Source organism: Aeromonas sp. FDAARGOS 1407 (genome assembly GCF_019048725.1).
Taxonomy (GTDB): domain Bacteria; phylum Pseudomonadota; class Gammaproteobacteria; order Enterobacterales; family Aeromonadaceae; genus Aeromonas; species Aeromonas enteropelogenes.
Genome location: NZ_CP077399.1, coordinates 2434301 through 2448305, shown reverse-complemented (window position 1 = coordinate 2448305; position 14005 = coordinate 2434301). Strand labels below are relative to the sequence as shown.

General features: G+C 61.1%; 19 protein-coding genes. 2 read left to right on the top strand and 17 right to left on the bottom strand.

Translation table 11 applies throughout. The features are described from left to right. Positions 1-229: 229 nt before the first annotated feature. Complete coding sequence (folE, locus tag I6L37_RS11770) at positions 230-886, bottom strand: GTP cyclohydrolase I FolE (protein WP_042027456.1); 657 nt, start codon at positions 884-886, stop codon at positions 230-232. A gap of 217 nt (positions 887-1103) precedes the next feature. Between folE and moeA the strand changes: the two genes are divergently transcribed. Beyond that, positions 1104-2330 (top strand): molybdopterin molybdotransferase MoeA, encoded by a 1227-nt coding sequence (gene moeA / locus I6L37_RS11765; RefSeq protein WP_302056702.1) that lies wholly within the window; start codon positions 1104-1106, stop codon positions 2328-2330. After that, complete coding sequence (gene moeB / locus I6L37_RS11760) at positions 2327-3082, top strand: molybdopterin-synthase adenylyltransferase MoeB (RefSeq protein WP_216991907.1); 756 nt, start codon at positions 2327-2329, stop codon at positions 3080-3082. Before moeA ends, moeB begins: the two co-directional genes overlap by 4 nt. 77 nt (positions 3083-3159) lie before the next feature. Here moeB and I6L37_RS11755 read toward each other — a convergent pair whose 3' ends face one another. From I6L37_RS11755 to napG, 16 genes are all read right to left on the bottom strand, one after another. Next, the gene (locus I6L37_RS11755; RefSeq protein WP_216991906.1) at positions 3160-3450 is read right to left on the bottom strand and encodes a Bor family protein; all 291 of its coding nucleotides are present in this window, start codon (positions 3448-3450) and stop codon (positions 3160-3162) included. 174 nt (positions 3451-3624) lie between these two features. Further along, positions 3625-3942: a Bor family protein gene (locus I6L37_RS11750; protein ID WP_224210000.1), complete on the bottom strand. Its 318-nt coding sequence runs from the start codon at positions 3940-3942 to the stop codon at positions 3625-3627. A 10-nt stretch (positions 3943-3952) separates the two neighbouring features. Continuing rightward, complete coding sequence (locus I6L37_RS11745; RefSeq protein WP_254203482.1) at positions 3953-4762, bottom strand: hypothetical protein; 810 nt, start codon at positions 4760-4762, stop codon at positions 3953-3955. Continuing rightward, positions 4755-5798: a plasmid segregation protein ParM domain-containing protein gene (gene parM, locus I6L37_RS11740; protein ID WP_223378403.1), complete on the bottom strand. Its 1044-nt coding sequence runs from the start codon at positions 5796-5798 to the stop codon at positions 4755-4757. The genes I6L37_RS11745 and parM overlap by 8 nt, the downstream gene beginning before the upstream one ends. Before the next feature lie 104 nt (positions 5799-5902). Beyond that, a complete protein-coding gene (locus I6L37_RS11735; protein WP_201941002.1) occupies positions 5903-6679 on the bottom strand; it encodes an alpha/beta fold hydrolase in 777 nt (258 codons plus the stop codon). A gap of 85 nt (positions 6680-6764) precedes the next feature. After that, complete coding sequence (gene modC, locus I6L37_RS11730) at positions 6765-7820, bottom strand: molybdenum ABC transporter ATP-binding protein (RefSeq protein ID WP_042027461.1); 1056 nt, start codon at positions 7818-7820, stop codon at positions 6765-6767. After that, positions 7817-8497: a molybdate ABC transporter permease subunit gene (gene modB / locus I6L37_RS11725; RefSeq protein WP_042028172.1), complete on the bottom strand. Its 681-nt coding sequence runs from the start codon at positions 8495-8497 to the stop codon at positions 7817-7819. The genes modC and modB overlap by 4 nt, the downstream gene beginning before the upstream one ends. Positions 8498-8518: 21 nt before the next feature. Then, positions 8519-9244: a molybdate ABC transporter substrate-binding protein gene (gene modA, locus I6L37_RS11720; RefSeq protein WP_042027463.1), complete on the bottom strand. Its 726-nt coding sequence runs from the start codon at positions 9242-9244 to the stop codon at positions 8519-8521. A 67-nt stretch (positions 9245-9311) separates the two neighbouring features. Next, positions 9312-9806: a molybdopterin synthase catalytic subunit MoaE gene (gene moaE / locus I6L37_RS11715; protein WP_216991905.1), complete on the bottom strand. Its 495-nt coding sequence runs from the start codon at positions 9804-9806 to the stop codon at positions 9312-9314. A 1-nt stretch (position 9807) separates the two neighbouring features. Continuing rightward, positions 9808-10053 carry a molybdopterin synthase sulfur carrier subunit gene (moaD, locus tag I6L37_RS11710; RefSeq protein WP_061475784.1) on the bottom strand — a complete coding sequence of 82 codons (246 nt, stop codon included), beginning with the start codon at positions 10051-10053 and terminating at the stop codon, positions 9808-9810. After that, positions 10050-10544 (bottom strand): cyclic pyranopterin monophosphate synthase MoaC, encoded by a 495-nt coding sequence (gene moaC / locus I6L37_RS11705; RefSeq protein WP_042027469.1) that lies wholly within the window; start codon positions 10542-10544, stop codon positions 10050-10052. Before moaC ends, moaD begins: the two co-directional genes overlap by 4 nt. Positions 10545-10567: 23 nt before the next feature. After that, positions 10568-11074 (bottom strand): molybdenum cofactor biosynthesis protein B, encoded by a 507-nt coding sequence (moaB, locus tag I6L37_RS11700; protein ID WP_026458449.1) that lies wholly within the window; start codon positions 11072-11074, stop codon positions 10568-10570. A 257-nt stretch (positions 11075-11331) separates the two neighbouring features. Continuing rightward, the gene (locus I6L37_RS11695; protein WP_042027471.1) at positions 11332-11922 is read right to left on the bottom strand and encodes a cytochrome c3 family protein; all 591 of its coding nucleotides are present in this window, start codon (positions 11920-11922) and stop codon (positions 11332-11334) included. A gap of 11 nt (positions 11923-11933) precedes the next feature. Beyond that, positions 11934-12389, bottom strand: coding sequence for a nitrate reductase cytochrome c-type subunit (locus I6L37_RS11690; RefSeq protein ID WP_216991904.1), 456 nt, complete (start codon positions 12387-12389; stop codon positions 11934-11936). Beyond that, positions 12389-13264 (bottom strand): quinol dehydrogenase ferredoxin subunit NapH, encoded by an 876-nt coding sequence (gene napH, locus I6L37_RS11685; RefSeq protein ID WP_042027474.1) that lies wholly within the window; start codon positions 13262-13264, stop codon positions 12389-12391. Before napH ends, I6L37_RS11690 begins: the two co-directional genes overlap by 1 nt. Then, entirely contained in the window at positions 13261-13995 is a 735-nt protein-coding gene (gene napG, locus I6L37_RS11680; RefSeq protein ID WP_026455826.1) for a ferredoxin-type protein NapG, read from the bottom strand. Before napG ends, napH begins: the two co-directional genes overlap by 4 nt. Positions 13996-14005 lie beyond the last annotated feature (10 nt).

The window sequence follows — 14005 nt, the reverse complement described above, 5'->3', positions numbered from 1 at the left end:
ATCGAGAAAATGAGTTTGGTCCTGAGGTAAAACAAGGGGCGTCAGGGGACAAACAGCCGTCTCCCGTGTCCCGAACAAGAAGGAATGGAGTCAAAACAACCCATTGTAAAAGCCTTATCGACCGACCTGGCCTATTCCTTGAGACTTTTATTGGTAAAAAATGCAGGCCGACTGTCAGCCTGCAGCAGAGAGGGAAAGTGCAGGGGCGGTTCTCATCGCCCCGCAAGTATCAGCTGCGCAAACCACCCAAAAACTCGGCGCGGGTATCAGGCTGGGTCTTGAACACGCCACCGAGGGAGGTGGTGGTGGTGTAAGAGGTGGAGTCCATCACCCCGCGAGCTTTCACGCAGAAGTGGGTCGCCTTGATGCTGATGGCCACATCCTGGGTGCCCAGCAGGGTCTGCAGCGCCAGCAGGATCTGCTGGGTGAGCCGCTCCTGCACCTGGGGACGACGGGCGAAGAACTGCACGATGCGGTTGATCTTCGAGAGCCCGATCACCTTGCCACGGGGGATATAGGCGACATGGGCCAGCCCGTCGATGGTCACGAAATGGTGCTCGCAGGTACTGGTGAGGCTGATGTCCCGCACCATGATCATCTCGTCTACCTGCATCTTGTTCTCGATCACCGTCACCTTGGGGAAGGTGGTGTAGTCGAGGCCGGAGAAAATCTCGTTCACGTACATCTTGGCGATGCGATGCGGCGTCTCGGCCAGGCTATCATCGGCCAGGTCCAGCCCCAGCGTCTCCATGATGGCGCGCATGTGGCCTTCGATCTTTTCCCGCTTCTGCTGGCTATCCAGCTGGTTGGCAACCAGGGGGGTTTCCAGTCCCTGGGCCTCGAGGGCAGCCCTGACCAGCAAGGCTTCCTGACTTAAGGTTGTCATTGTCGTCTCTCCCACGCTCAGGGACGGTGAGGGCCAATCGGGCGGCCCTTTATGGTATGGCGGCATAGTAAACGGCCATTGCCGCCAATATTCAAGTCAACTTGCGTTCCTAATCATACTTTATGGTCTAACGGGCACTTTTACCCTGCCACGACCTGCCCATCCGCAGGGATTTTTGTGATAATCCCGCCCTCAACCATAGAAAGAGGTAATGACGATGGGATTTGATACCAGCGGACTACTCCCCTTGAGCGATGCCCTGCAAGGGATGCTGGAGCAACTTGCCTGCTGCTGCGACACCGAGCAGCTGCCGCTGCCAGAGGCCCTCGGCCGGATCCTCGCGGACGATATCGCCTCTCCCCTCTCAGTGCCTCCGTTCGACAACTCCGCCATGGATGGCTATGCCGTGCGCCTGGCGGATCTCGCCGCGGGCACGCCGCTCATCATGGCGGGCAAGGCCTTCGCCGGCCAACCCTATCAGGGGGAGTGGCCCGCCGGCCACTGCGTGCGCATCATGACGGGGGCTCCCGTCCCCGCCGGTACTGATGCCGTAGTGATGCAGGAAGAGACCCGGGCCGATGGCGAACGGATCACCTTCCTCTGCCAGCCCGTGCCGGGTCAGAACATCCGCCGCGCCGGCAGCGACATGGCCAAGGGCGCCTGCGTGCTCGGCGCCGGCACCCGCCTCACCCCTCGGGAGATGCCGCTGCTGGCCTCTCTTGGCATCGCCACCGTCAGCGTGCGCCGCCCGCTCAGGGTCGCCATCTTCAGCACAGGTGACGAGCTCAAACCGGTCGGTACCCCGCTCGCTCACGGCGACATCTACGACTCCAACCGCTACGGCGTCAAGGCGATGCTGGCGCGTCTGGGGTGCGACTGCCTCGACCTTGGCATCCTGCCCGACAACCCGGATCTGCTGCGTGCCGCCTTCATCCGGGCCGATCAGGAGGCCGATGTGCTGATCACCACGGGTGGCGTCTCGGTGGGGGAAGCGGACTTTACCAAACAGCTGCTGGACGAGCTTGGCGAAATCGGCTTCTGGAAGCTCGCCATCAAGCCGGGCAAACCGTTCGCCTTCGGCCGCCTGCCCCACGCCTGGTTCTTCGGCCTGCCGGGCAACCCTGTCTCCGCCATGGTCACCTTCGATCAGCTGGTGCAGCCGGCACTGGCCAAGCTGGCCGGTCAGCGTTTCGAGCGCCCGCTCCAGCTCCAGGCCGTCGCTGCCGAGCCGCTCAAGAAGAGCCCGGGGCGCCTGGATTTCCAGCGCGGTATCCTCTGCCAAGGTCCAAACGGCCTCGAAGTGCGCAGCACCGGCTCCCAGGACTCCGCCGTGTTCAGCTCCCTGTCGCGGGCCAACTGCTACATCGTCCTTGAGCGCGAGCGCGGTCGGGTCGCGGCGGGTGAAACCGTCACCGTCGAGCCGTTCGGGGGATTGCTGTTGTGAGCGAGATCCTCTCTGACGCCGAGCTCTTACGCTACAACCGCCAGATCATCCTCAAATCCTTCGACTTCGAGGGGCAGGAGGCGCTCAAGCAGGCCCATGTGCTGGTGATTGGCGCAGGGGGTCTCGGCTGCGCCGCCAGCCAGTATCTCGCAGTAGCCGGGGTCGGCCAGCTTACCCTGGTGGATTTTGACAAGGTGGAGCTCTCCAACCTGCAGCGCCAGGTGCTGCACACAGATGAGCGCATCGGCCAGTACAAGGTGGACTCCGCCGCCCAGGCGCTGCGCGCCCTCAACCCCTGGCTCAAGGTCGACACCCACGCCACCGTCGCCGACGAGGCACTGCTCGATGCCCTGTTGCCCCTGCACCAGCTGGTGCTCGATTGCACCGACAACCTGACCATTCGCAACCTGCTCAACCAAAAGGCCCGCCAGCACGGGGTACCCCTGGTCAGCGGCGCCGCCATCCGGATGGAAGGGCAGATCTGCAGCTTCACCTGGCAGGAGGGCGAGCCCTGCTATGCCTGCCTCAGCGCCCTGTTCGGCGAGCAGGCCCTCACTTGCGTCGAGGCCGGGGTGCTGGCGCCCGTGGTCGGTCTGGTGGGCAGCCTGCAGGCTCTCGAAGCCATCAAGCTGCTGGCCGGCATGGGCAAGAGCTACAGCGGTCGCCTGCTGATGATCGATGGCTTGGGCGGCAGCTTTCGCGAGATGAAGCTACCCAAACGGCCAGACTGCCCGGTCTGCTCGCACGAGTGAGTTGCCCAGCCACTCTTTGCACCAACAAAAAGCCGACGCATAGGGTCGGCTTTTTGCAAACATGTATACGACAGTGATTAACCGGCGCAGTAAACACGCGCCTCGCGAGGGGTGTAAACACCGAAGGTCACGGCACCCAGCAAACCATTGAGGAAGGTATGCTGCGCTTCGACCCGCACTACCTTGTCGGCACCGTTGCAAACGGCAACAGCATCGATGGTTTTGCTTTGACCGAGGCCTGAGATGAAGAAGTGATGGGTCACTTCTTTGGTGGGTTTCACTGAATTACCGGAATGCACGGTAAAACCTTGCTGGGCACAACCAGCGATCATCATTGCAACGACCACAGTCAATACCATTTTTTTCATTTTATTATCCCTGACAACATTATTTCTCCCCGCTCTGCCGGTGCCACGCAATGAAATATTATTGTTTACTATCAATTATATAAACAAAACAACACTCCACGCTGCGCACACATTATCAAAATCCAGAGAGGGAAATTAGACCCCATTTGAGGCCCTTTAATATCTAATCCAAAATCACAGATTGCAATAAACCCGAGCCGTTCTCGGGGTATATATTCCCAGTGTCAAGACGGCCATCAGCGCATCCTGTGGGCTCTGTTGCATTTCAACCCGCACAACTTTCCTCGGGTCCCCATGGCAAGCCAAGGAAGCATCAACCATCTCACTCTGGCCAATCCCCGCCAGTACAAAATCATGGCTCACTTCTCTGTTTGGCTGGCCTGGGTTACCTTCGTGCACGAAAAAGGTCTGCCGAGCACACCCCGATAACAGCAAGGCGCAGCACGCCATCCATACTACTTTCTTCATCTGTTTTACCTTGACGAAGGTCATTGAGATCTTCTTAGAAGATCCCCTTGGCCTTCACTTTTCTCATGTTAGCCACTTGGCTCGAAAGATCTTCCACCAGAGGCTCAGGGGCTTCGGTGGCAGTGCTCTGGCGAGCAGGCGCACTGGCCAGGCGCTGGATCAGCCTGTGTTGCTCGCGAATCAGCCTGGATTGCTCCTCAAGCTGGCGCGAGAGCAGCTGGATGCTGCTGGCGAGGGGCGCCAGATCCGGCTCAGTCCCCGCAGCCGGCAACTTGCCCGCGATGGCCTCGGCCAGCTGATCATGATCCAGAGGGGCCGGCAACCCCTGGCGCAACTCATCCCACAATTCGGTGGGCTGCTGTTCACCCAACCGGCTCACTATCTCGTCCACCAGGTTGTCCGGCACCGGCGCCGCAGCCTGTTGGCCCAGACGCTGGACTATCTCATCCGCCAGCGCCCGGTTGTCCCCCTGTTCCAGCCGGGGGGCCAATCTGGCCACTATTTCGTCGATCAGGGTATCGGAGGATGGCGTATCCTCCGCTCCCAGCGAGAAGCCACAGCTGGCGAAGGCGTGGCGCAAGGTGGTCATGCTCACCTGCTCCGGCCCCAGGGCATTGGCGATGGCCTTGCACAGATTGGGGGCCAGCACATACATGAACATGCCGGAGAGATAGATATCCTTGTGGAACCGACTCTTGGAGAAGTCGAACTCCTCGCTGCCATCCTGGATCTTGCGTGCCCGCTGATACCAGTTTTGCAGCACCCCGACCGCATAGCGATCAGACTCCAGCGCACCCGGATCCATGTAGATGGAGAAGGTCATGCGCTTGAGTTGACTACTCATCGGCGACCTCGGCCATCACAGGCGCCTCGCGATAGACCTCGTCCTCTTCGGTGGTGTAGAGACAGATCTCGCGGGCCAAGGCGGCCTGTGCATCGTCCAGCAGTTCAACCCGCTCACCCAGGGTCGGATAAGCCGCCTTGATCGCATCATAGATAAGGGAAGCACCACCACCGACCAGATAGACCCGGTTCGGGTTCTTGGCGAACTTCTTCGCCTCATGGGCAACCTGGGAGCCCAGTTCGTCGATCTTGTTCTGCATCTTCTCGAGGATGCGCGGGATCTGGCTCTCGTCGTTCACTACGTCGCGCACAAAGCTCATGTCGTGGCGACGCTTGATGAACTCGTTGGCCACCAGATAGCTGGAGTCGCTGTCCGCCGCCGCCAGCGCCTTGCGGGTCGCGTCGGTCACCATGGAGACGCCGATCTCGTTGTTGCCGTAGACATCGGAGACGTCGTCGAATTCACCGACGATGATCCCCATGTCCAGGGTGGTACCACCACAGTCGATCACCAGGGTCTTGGTGAACTCGTTGCAGCCCGAGCCAATGAGGCGGGACAGGGCCGCAGGCAGGCTCTCCGGCATCACCTCGACGCTGACGATATTGAACAGCTCGCCCTTGTTGAGGCTGATGTCACGCATCAGGTTGCGGCGCTTCTTCTCGATCTTCTCTTCATTGCGCTGGCAGTCATCCGGGTTGTAGAACTCGGTGATGGGCAGGGTTACCGTGATGGCCACGTCACAGGGGGTCACGCCGGTCTGCAGCAGGGCATGGTGCACGGAGAGCAGGTTCAGATCGTCGTACTGGTACTCCACGTGAGTCGTTGCCAGCGACTTGTCGGAGGTGGCGTCATAGGTGTACTTGGTGTTGCCTATCTCGTAGTTGTAGATCTTCTTGTCCTTGCGCAATGCGGCACTCTTCCAATCCTTGCGAAAAGAGTTGGGAGAGATGATGGTCTTGAGCACCTTGTTCTCAATCCAGCTCACCTTGACGTTGGTCGAACCATCATCGATGGCCATTTTCATTACTTCAGACATGAGGAAATACCTGTTTTAAAAGCAAATTGAGCCCGCTTCCGTTGCCTTTTGCCAGTGGCAAGGGAAGCGGGCCAAGACATACACGGCTAAAAAAAGCGACAAGTTTAATGAATTTCTAGAATCCGGTGAAGCAATTGATTGAACCCGGAAGGATCTTCCGCCGGCCAGGCATGATGACCATTGGGGGTGTGAATGGTGGCATTGGGCAGGGCAGCGAACTGCTCAACCCGTCTGGCCAGCGGCAGATAGTCGTGACTGGTGGAGATGATGGCCACCGGCTGCCAGATCTGGCCGAGGCGGGATCGCACCGACCAGCCGGGCAAGGCCTCCAGCAGCGCCTTGTAGACCTTCTTGCGGTTGCGCACGAAACGCAGCCGGAAGGTGTGGCGCACCTGGGCGAGATCCGGACCGGGAAAGAGCTCCCGCCCCAGCCACCAGGCCAGCGGCCGCATGCCGAACCAGCGCAACCACTTCAGGCGCTGGGCGTAACGCTCCTGCTCTTTCGGCGTCTCCAGCAAAAACTCGCTAAAACCGTTGACCAGTACCAGACCACTCACCTTGTCGGGCCGTTGCAGCGCCAGCTCAAGCGCCACCATGGCCCCCAGGGAGAGCCCCACCACCCAGGCAGGCCCAGGCTGTGCATCGAGCCATGCCAGCACGTCGGCCGCCAGGGTAGGCACGTCAAACGGCCCCTCCTGCATACTCTGGCCGTGACCGCGCAGATCGATGGCCACGACCCGATAGCGTTCGGAAAAACGCTCCATCTGCGCCTGCCAGTCCAGGCTGGAGGAGCCCAGCCCATGCAACAGCAGCAACAAGGGTCCCTCCCCCGCACTGCGCAGGGCCAGGCCGTTGAATTTGATTACCTGATTGCGACGCATCCGTCTGTTGCCTCTCGACTCATCCCCTGATGCCTGTCCGTTGTCATCACACCCTTGGCATCACACAGTGCAGAAAACCTGCCGGTCAGCCTTCACTGACCAGGCTGACCGCCTTGATATAAGCGTATATTCGCTGATCCGGTTCCAGCGCCAGCCGGTTTGCCGAGCGGCTGGTGATCCGGGCCAGCAGTATCTGCTCCCCCAGCGCCAACTGCAACAGGGTCTGGCCGGGGCGCACTTCGCGCAGAGCCAGCAGGCGGGTAACCAGACAGTTGGAGAGACTGGAGTACTCGATGGGGGCGGTGGCGATCACCACGTCCCGTCCCGCCACCTTGATCTGCAGCGGGCCAACCTCGTCCGGCGCATGAGACATGGTGACCCTCAGGGTCTGCTCCCCCAGTTGCAGGGTCGCCATCTGCTCGTCGTCATCGTAGTGGGCCAGGGTGGCATCGAGCATGACACCGGCATCGTCACGACTGGCGAGCGACAGATCGGTGCGGGCGAAGATCTCGCTCGGCCGGCCCTGCGCCTCCACCTTGCCTCCCTCCAGCAACACCAGCTGATCACACAAGAGGCTCACCTCCTCCATGGCATGGCTGACGAAGATCATCGGGATGCCGCTCTCTCGCTGCAGCCCCTTGAGCACATGGGCCTGATGGATGCGGCTGCGCCGATCCAGCGCCGAGAAAGGCTCGTCGAGCAGCAGCAAATCAGGCTCGGCCAAGAGCGCCCGCCCCAGCGCCACCCGCTGGCGCTGGCCACCGGAAAGCGCATGGGCCGGCTGGCTAAGCAGCTCGGCAAACCCGAGCCGCTCGGCCAGCACCTGCGGCTGCCAGCGGCCGCGCCCCTTGCGCGCCGCCAGTTGCAAGTTGCCCAGCACTGTCATGTGGGGAAAGAGTCGCGAGTCCTGAAACACCAGGCCGATGCGACGCATCTCGGGCAGCAGGGGAGCCAGCTCGTGTCCTCGCCAGTGCAGGCGGTCGCACGGCTGGCGATCCAGCCCGGCAATGATCCGCAGCAAGGTACTCTTGCCACAGCCGGAAGGACCGAACAGACCGAGGATCCCCCCCAGTTCGAGAGCGAGTTCGCAGTCAAGGGTAAAGGGGCCGAAGGCACGGCGAGCTTTGAATTGCAGGCTCATCCAAACAGTCTCCGCTGACGGCGCTGCAGCACCCCGTACACCAATACCAGCATCACCAGGGAGAAACCCATCAGCCCGCCCGCCAGATAGTGGGCGTTCTGGTAGTCCATCGCCTCCACATGGTCGAACAGGGCGATGGAGAGCACCTGAGTTTCACCGGGTATGTTGCCCCCTATCATCAACACCACGCCGAACTCCCCCAGGGTGTGGGCAAAGCCGAGCGCCGCCGCCATCACGAAGCTGGGCAGCGTCATCGGCAAGATGATCTGGAAGAAGCGTTCCCAGGGCCCCAGCCCCAAGGTGGCAGCAGCCTCCAGCTCCTTGTTGCCCATGTTGACAAAGGCAGAGGTGAGCGGCTGCACCACGAAGGGGAGCGAGTAGAGGATCGACGCAAACAACAGGCCGGTGAAGCTGAAGGCAAGTGGTGCCCCGAAGGTGTGGCGCCACCATGCCCCCAGCCCGTATTCAGGGGAGAAGGCGAGCAGCAGATAGAAACCGAGCACGGTCGGCGGCAGCACCAGCGGCAGGGCCACCAGTGCTTCCACCAGGGGGCGCAACCGGTTCTGGCTGCGCGACAGCCACCAGGCCAGCGGCGGTGACAGCAAGAGCAGGATGCCCGTGGTACTGGCCGCCAGTTTCAGGGTCAACCAGACCGCCTGCAGATCCCCTTCACTCATGAATGACACTCGTCATGAATATCAAGGCAGGGCATAACCCGCCTCCTTGATGGTGTTCTGACCCGGCCCCTTGAGCCAGGCGACCAGAGCATCCACGGCCTCACCTTTTTTGAGCACCAGCCCCTGCTGCTCGATGGCAGGATAGAGGTTCTGTGGCACAGCCCAGGCTTCGCCGGTTTTACCCGCTTCAACCAGATTGGCCCAGGCCACGAAACCCATTTCGGCATTACCTGTGTCGACAAACTGCCAGGTCTGGCTGATGTTGGCCCCGGTCAGCACACGGTACTGCTTGGGATCGATCTTGAGACTCTCGAGGGTCGCCATGGCGGCGGCGCCATAGGGAGCGGTACGCGGGTTGGCGATGGCCAGGTTGCCCTGCCAGGCGCGAAGCTGAGCCTCATCCGGTGCGGGACCCCCTTTCTTCCACAGCCCCAGTTGGCCAATGGCATAGGTGAAGCGCTCGCTGCCCTTGCCCTCTTTCTCCAGCTTCTGCGGGGTGGCCACGTCGGCTGAGAGGAAGAGATCGAACGGTGCACCATGGCTTATCTGGGTGTAGAGCACGCCGGTTGCGGCCGAAGAGATGGTCACCTGGTGGCCGGTCTTGGCGGTGAACTCCTGGCCAATACGTTCCAGCGTTCCCTTGAAGTTGGCCGCCACGGCCACCTTCACTTCGTCGGCCTGCACCTCGGCACTGTGCAGCGCACCGGCACAGACTCCCAACACCAATACAGATAACAGCGGTTTCATTTCTTTCCTCCTGATGCGGGTCTGGCATGGCCCGGCCCGAAAATAGGAGCCATGGTTCTCGGCGAACCTACTCCTCTCGTTGCGACCCGGGCTGCTGCCAGCGGACGGCGGCCGCATTGTCGCTCTCTTTTGCGTCAACCCAGCGCTTGACCCCGTCAGCGGTCAGCTCTTTTTTCCAGAAGGGAGCGCGGGTTTTCAGAAAATCCATGATGAAGTGACAGGCATCGAAGGCCGCCTCGCGATGGGCACTGCTCACCGCCACCAGCACGATTTGATCGCCCAGCATCAGCTCGCCGATGCGGTGGATGAGCGTGCACTCCTGCAGGGGCCAGCGGCGGCGTGCTTCAGCCACGATCTCGATCAGCGCCTTCTCGGTCATGCCGGGGTAATGCTCGAGGGCCAGCCCCTTGACCTCCTCCCCCTGATTGAAATCACGCACCTTGCCCACGAAGGTGACGATGGCGCCGGTATCGGCGCGCGTGGCGAGACGGGCATACTCATCGGCCAGCGAAAAATCAGCCTGCTGGACCAGGATGCGATCCGTGGTGCTTGTCTGGCTCATATCAGCCTCCGGTCACGGGAGGGAAGAAGGCCACTTCATCGCCATCGTGAAGCTCGGTGGCAAGGGGCACCAGAGTCTGGTTGACCGCCACCAGCAGCTTGCCCTCCTCCAGCGCCAGCGCCCACTTGTCACCGCGCTCGCACAGGGCGGCACGCAGCGCCTCGGCAGTGGCATAGTCGCAGGGCAGGGTCAGCTCGTCGCACGCCACCAGCTCCCTGACCTGGGCAAAAAATAGTACCTTGATCATGCCTGCTCTCCTCTGTTGTCACCGACCTGGAAGTGGCCGGATTTGCCCCCCCGTTTCTCAACCAAGCGTACCTGTTCGATCACCATGTCTTTTTGTACCGCCTTGCACATGTCGTAAATGGTGAGGGCCGCTACCGACGCGGCGGTAAGCGCTTCCATCTCTACCCCCGTCTTGCCGGCGAGTTTGCACAGGGTGCGGATATGCACCCGGTTCTGCTCGGGCAGCGGAGCAATCTCTACCTCTACCTTGGTGAGCGCCAGGGGGTGGCAAAGGGGGATCAGATCCGAGGTCTTCTTGGCCGCCATGATGCCGGCGATGCGGGCGGTGGCGAACACATCCCCCTTGTGGTGCTGTCCGCTCAGGATCAGTGTCAGGGTCTCGGGGGCCATGGCCACAAACGCCTCGGCGCGCGCCTCACGCTCGGTGACCTGCTTGTCGGTCACGTCCACCATGTGGGCTTCGCCGCTTTGGTTGAGATGGGTCAGGTTCATCACTATCCCTTTAATGCAGGTGTTCAAAGATGGGAGACAAAATTGCACGGCTTGGTGCGGGCATCGAGCTGATCGCGGATAAGCTTCTCCCACCCCAAGCGGCAGGCACCGGTCGAACCGGGCAGGCAGCAGATCAGGGTGCGATTGGCCAACCCCGCGAGGGCACGGCTCTGCATGGCAGAGCCCTTGATCTCGGCAAACGAGAGCTGGCGAAACAACTCGCCAAAACCTTTGACGGTGCGGTCGAACAGCACGCCGACCGCTTCAGGCACCCGGTTCTGATCGTTAAAACCTGTGCCGCCATTGACCAGTACCACCTGGATGCCCTCATCGGCAATCCACTGGCTGACCCGGGAGCGGATCTGATAGAGATCGTCGGCAAGCAGCGCCCGATCAGCCAGCTGATGTCCCGCCTCGCTCAACGCCGACACCAGGTAGTCACCCGAGCTGTCTTCGGCGGCGGTGCGGCTGTTGGAGACCGTCAGCACGGCGATCTTGAGGGGAATAAATTCGTTATGTTTCTGTCCCATCGGGCAGCTCCTGTTAGCTATAAACCGTGAGAAATATGAGAAAAGGGCGAGGAGCCCGGGGCAGTCTCCCCTGGCAGGTTGACGGGAACAACCAGGTTCAGTCACCAGCACTTGTTCACTCGGGATCCTGCACGGTGGGCTGATTCTATCAAAGGTTTCACTGGATATGGGTCTAAAGGGTTCACAAAACCGTCCTTTACCCCACCGGTTGGCAAAAAAAGATGCAGGCCGGATAAATCCGGCCTGCATCTTTTGGGTTAGAAACCCTTCACCCCTGTCATGTCCGGGAGCTGGTGCGCTATCCCCTTGTGACAGTCGATACAGGTATTCTCGCCACTGGCCAGGTTGGTCGAGTGCATCTTGGCAGCGCGCTGCCCTTGCAGAGAGAAGTCCATGTATTCGAAGTTGTGACAGTTACGGCACTCTCTCGAATCCGTGTCCTTCATCCGTTTCCACTCCCGCTCGGCCATCTCGCGCCGGTGCGACTCGAACTTCTCGCGGGTGTCCACCTTGCCGGTGAGCTTGCCCCACAGCTCCTTGGACGCCTGCACCTTGCGAATGATCTTGTAGGTCCACTCATGGGGCACGTGGCAATCCGGGCAGCTGGCGCGCACGCCGGAACGGTTGGCGTAGTGGATGGTGTCACGGTACTCCACGTAGACGTTGTCGCGCATCTCGTGGCAACTGGTACAGAAGGCTTCGGTGTTGGAAGCTTCCATGGCGGTGTTGAAGCCGCCCCAGAAGATGACCCCGCCAAAGAAACCCATCATCAGCAGCACCCAGAGGGCGGCCTTCGAGGGAGACTTGAAGGTGGTCCACAGTCGCTGCAAAAAACCGGGTAATTTCATCTATGGGCTCCTCAGTTCAGGGCTTCAACCGGCTTGAAGGTATTCTCCACCAGCGGCTTGGCATCAGCTTGCGGTACGTGGCACTGCAGGCAGAAGTAGCGACGCGGGGAGACTTCACCCAACGTGCTGCCATCACGGGTCTCGAAGTGAGTCGGGCTGATCTTGGGCGCCTTCATCCTGGTGGCATTCTTGAAGCTGTGGCACGCCAGGCACTTGTTGACCTTGTTATCCACCTCGTAGTTGCGGATATCGTGGGGGATCAGCGGCGGCTGATGGATATATTGGCGATCATAGCTGTCGCCATCCTTACGGAAGTTCTTCAAGGGGGCCGGCGGCGCCTCGGTCACCAGATCGGTAGACCCCCGCTCAGACTTGATCCCCCCGGTGCTGTTGGTGATCTCGGAGGTGGCAGCCATCAAGGAACCCGCCATCAGGCAGGCCAGCATTGCTCCAATCAGCTTTTTCATTAGTTATTCTCCAATGTTTTTTCTGCCTTGACGGCAAAACCTACTTTGATTTCAAAAACATGCTCCGCGCAGACATCGATGCAACGGCCGCAGTTGGTACATTCCTGAGCCACTATCAGGGGCCCGTGACCGCGCTTGGCGCCATGAACCGGCCCGCGCAGGATGGGGCGCTCGGGACAGACTGCATAACAATCCATGCAGTTGCTGCAACGCTCGCGCCCCGAGGCTGCAATCTTGATAAAACCGACCCGGTTCACCAGGGCGTAGAAGGCCCCGACCGGGCAGAGGTGACCACACCAGCCGCGCTCCACCACGAACAGATCGAACAGAAACAGCACCGCCAGCAGCATCCACCCCGCCCCCATGCCGAACAGCAGGCCACGCAGGGCAAGCGATACCGGGTTGACCAGCTCCCACACCAGTACGCCGGCGATGGCCGGCGCCACCAGCACCATGGCCAGCAGCCAGTAACGGGTATTGCGGCTGAACTGGCCATTGCCCTTGAGACCGAGCCGGGCTCGCAGCCAGGCGGCGGCATCCGTGATGAGGTTGACCGGACAGACCCAGGAGCAGAACACCCGCCCCCCGACCAGCCAGTACCCCAGCAGCACGATGGCCGCTCCCAGCCACAGGGTGGTGATGGGCCAGTGGCCCGCTGCCACCGACTGAAGCAGGGTGAGGGGATCCGTCAAGGGAACCGTCTCCAGCAGCAATGAACTGGAGAGGTTGCCCTTCAAGATCCACACGCCGGCCAGCGGTCCTAGCAGAAACAGCCCCAACACGCTGAACTGGCTCAAGCGACGCAGCAGCAGGAAACGGTGTGACCGCCACCAGCCGAGACGCGCCCGTGCCTCTTGTCCCGGATAACGGCTCATAGTCCCTCCGGTTTGCGAGTTGGCAGGGTCAGTCGCTCACCGATGAGCGACTTGCCCGCCTTCTGTTTCTCTTCCCAGCCAAGCCGGTAGTGATGGCCCAGCTCCCCCTTGGCAAGGGCACGGGGCACCACCTTGATGGCAGCCTCCTCCAGCACGCAGGCATGCTCGCACTTACCACAGCCGGTGCAGACATCGCTGTGCACCGTGGGCAGGAACATGGCGTGCTTGCCGGTACGCTGGTTGTGTTGCAGATCCAGGGTGATCGCCTTGTCGATGAGCGGACAGACCCGATAACAGACATCGCAACGCAGGCCCAGATAGTTGAGGCAGGTCTCATGGTCGATGAGTACAGCCACCCCCATCCGCGCCTGATCGATGTCGGTCATGGCCTGATCCAGCGCCCCGGTCGGGCAAGCCACCACGCAGGGGATGTCGTCACACATCTCGCAGGGGACGCTGCGCGCCTTGAAATAGGGCGTTCCCGTGGTGACGGGCTCAAACAGCCGGGCAAGCTTGAGGGTATCGTAGGGGCAGGCCTCGACGCAGAGCCCACAGCGCACACAGGCACCGAGAAACTCAGCTTCATCGAGGGCCGCTGGCGGGCGCAGTGCCTGGGCCGGCACCGCCTCCACCTGCTGGCGGGCCATGCCGCCCAGCCCCACACCAAGCAGGCCCATACCACAGGCCCCCTTGGCCATGTCGGCCAGAAACTGGCGACGACTACGACTCATCTCTCGCTCC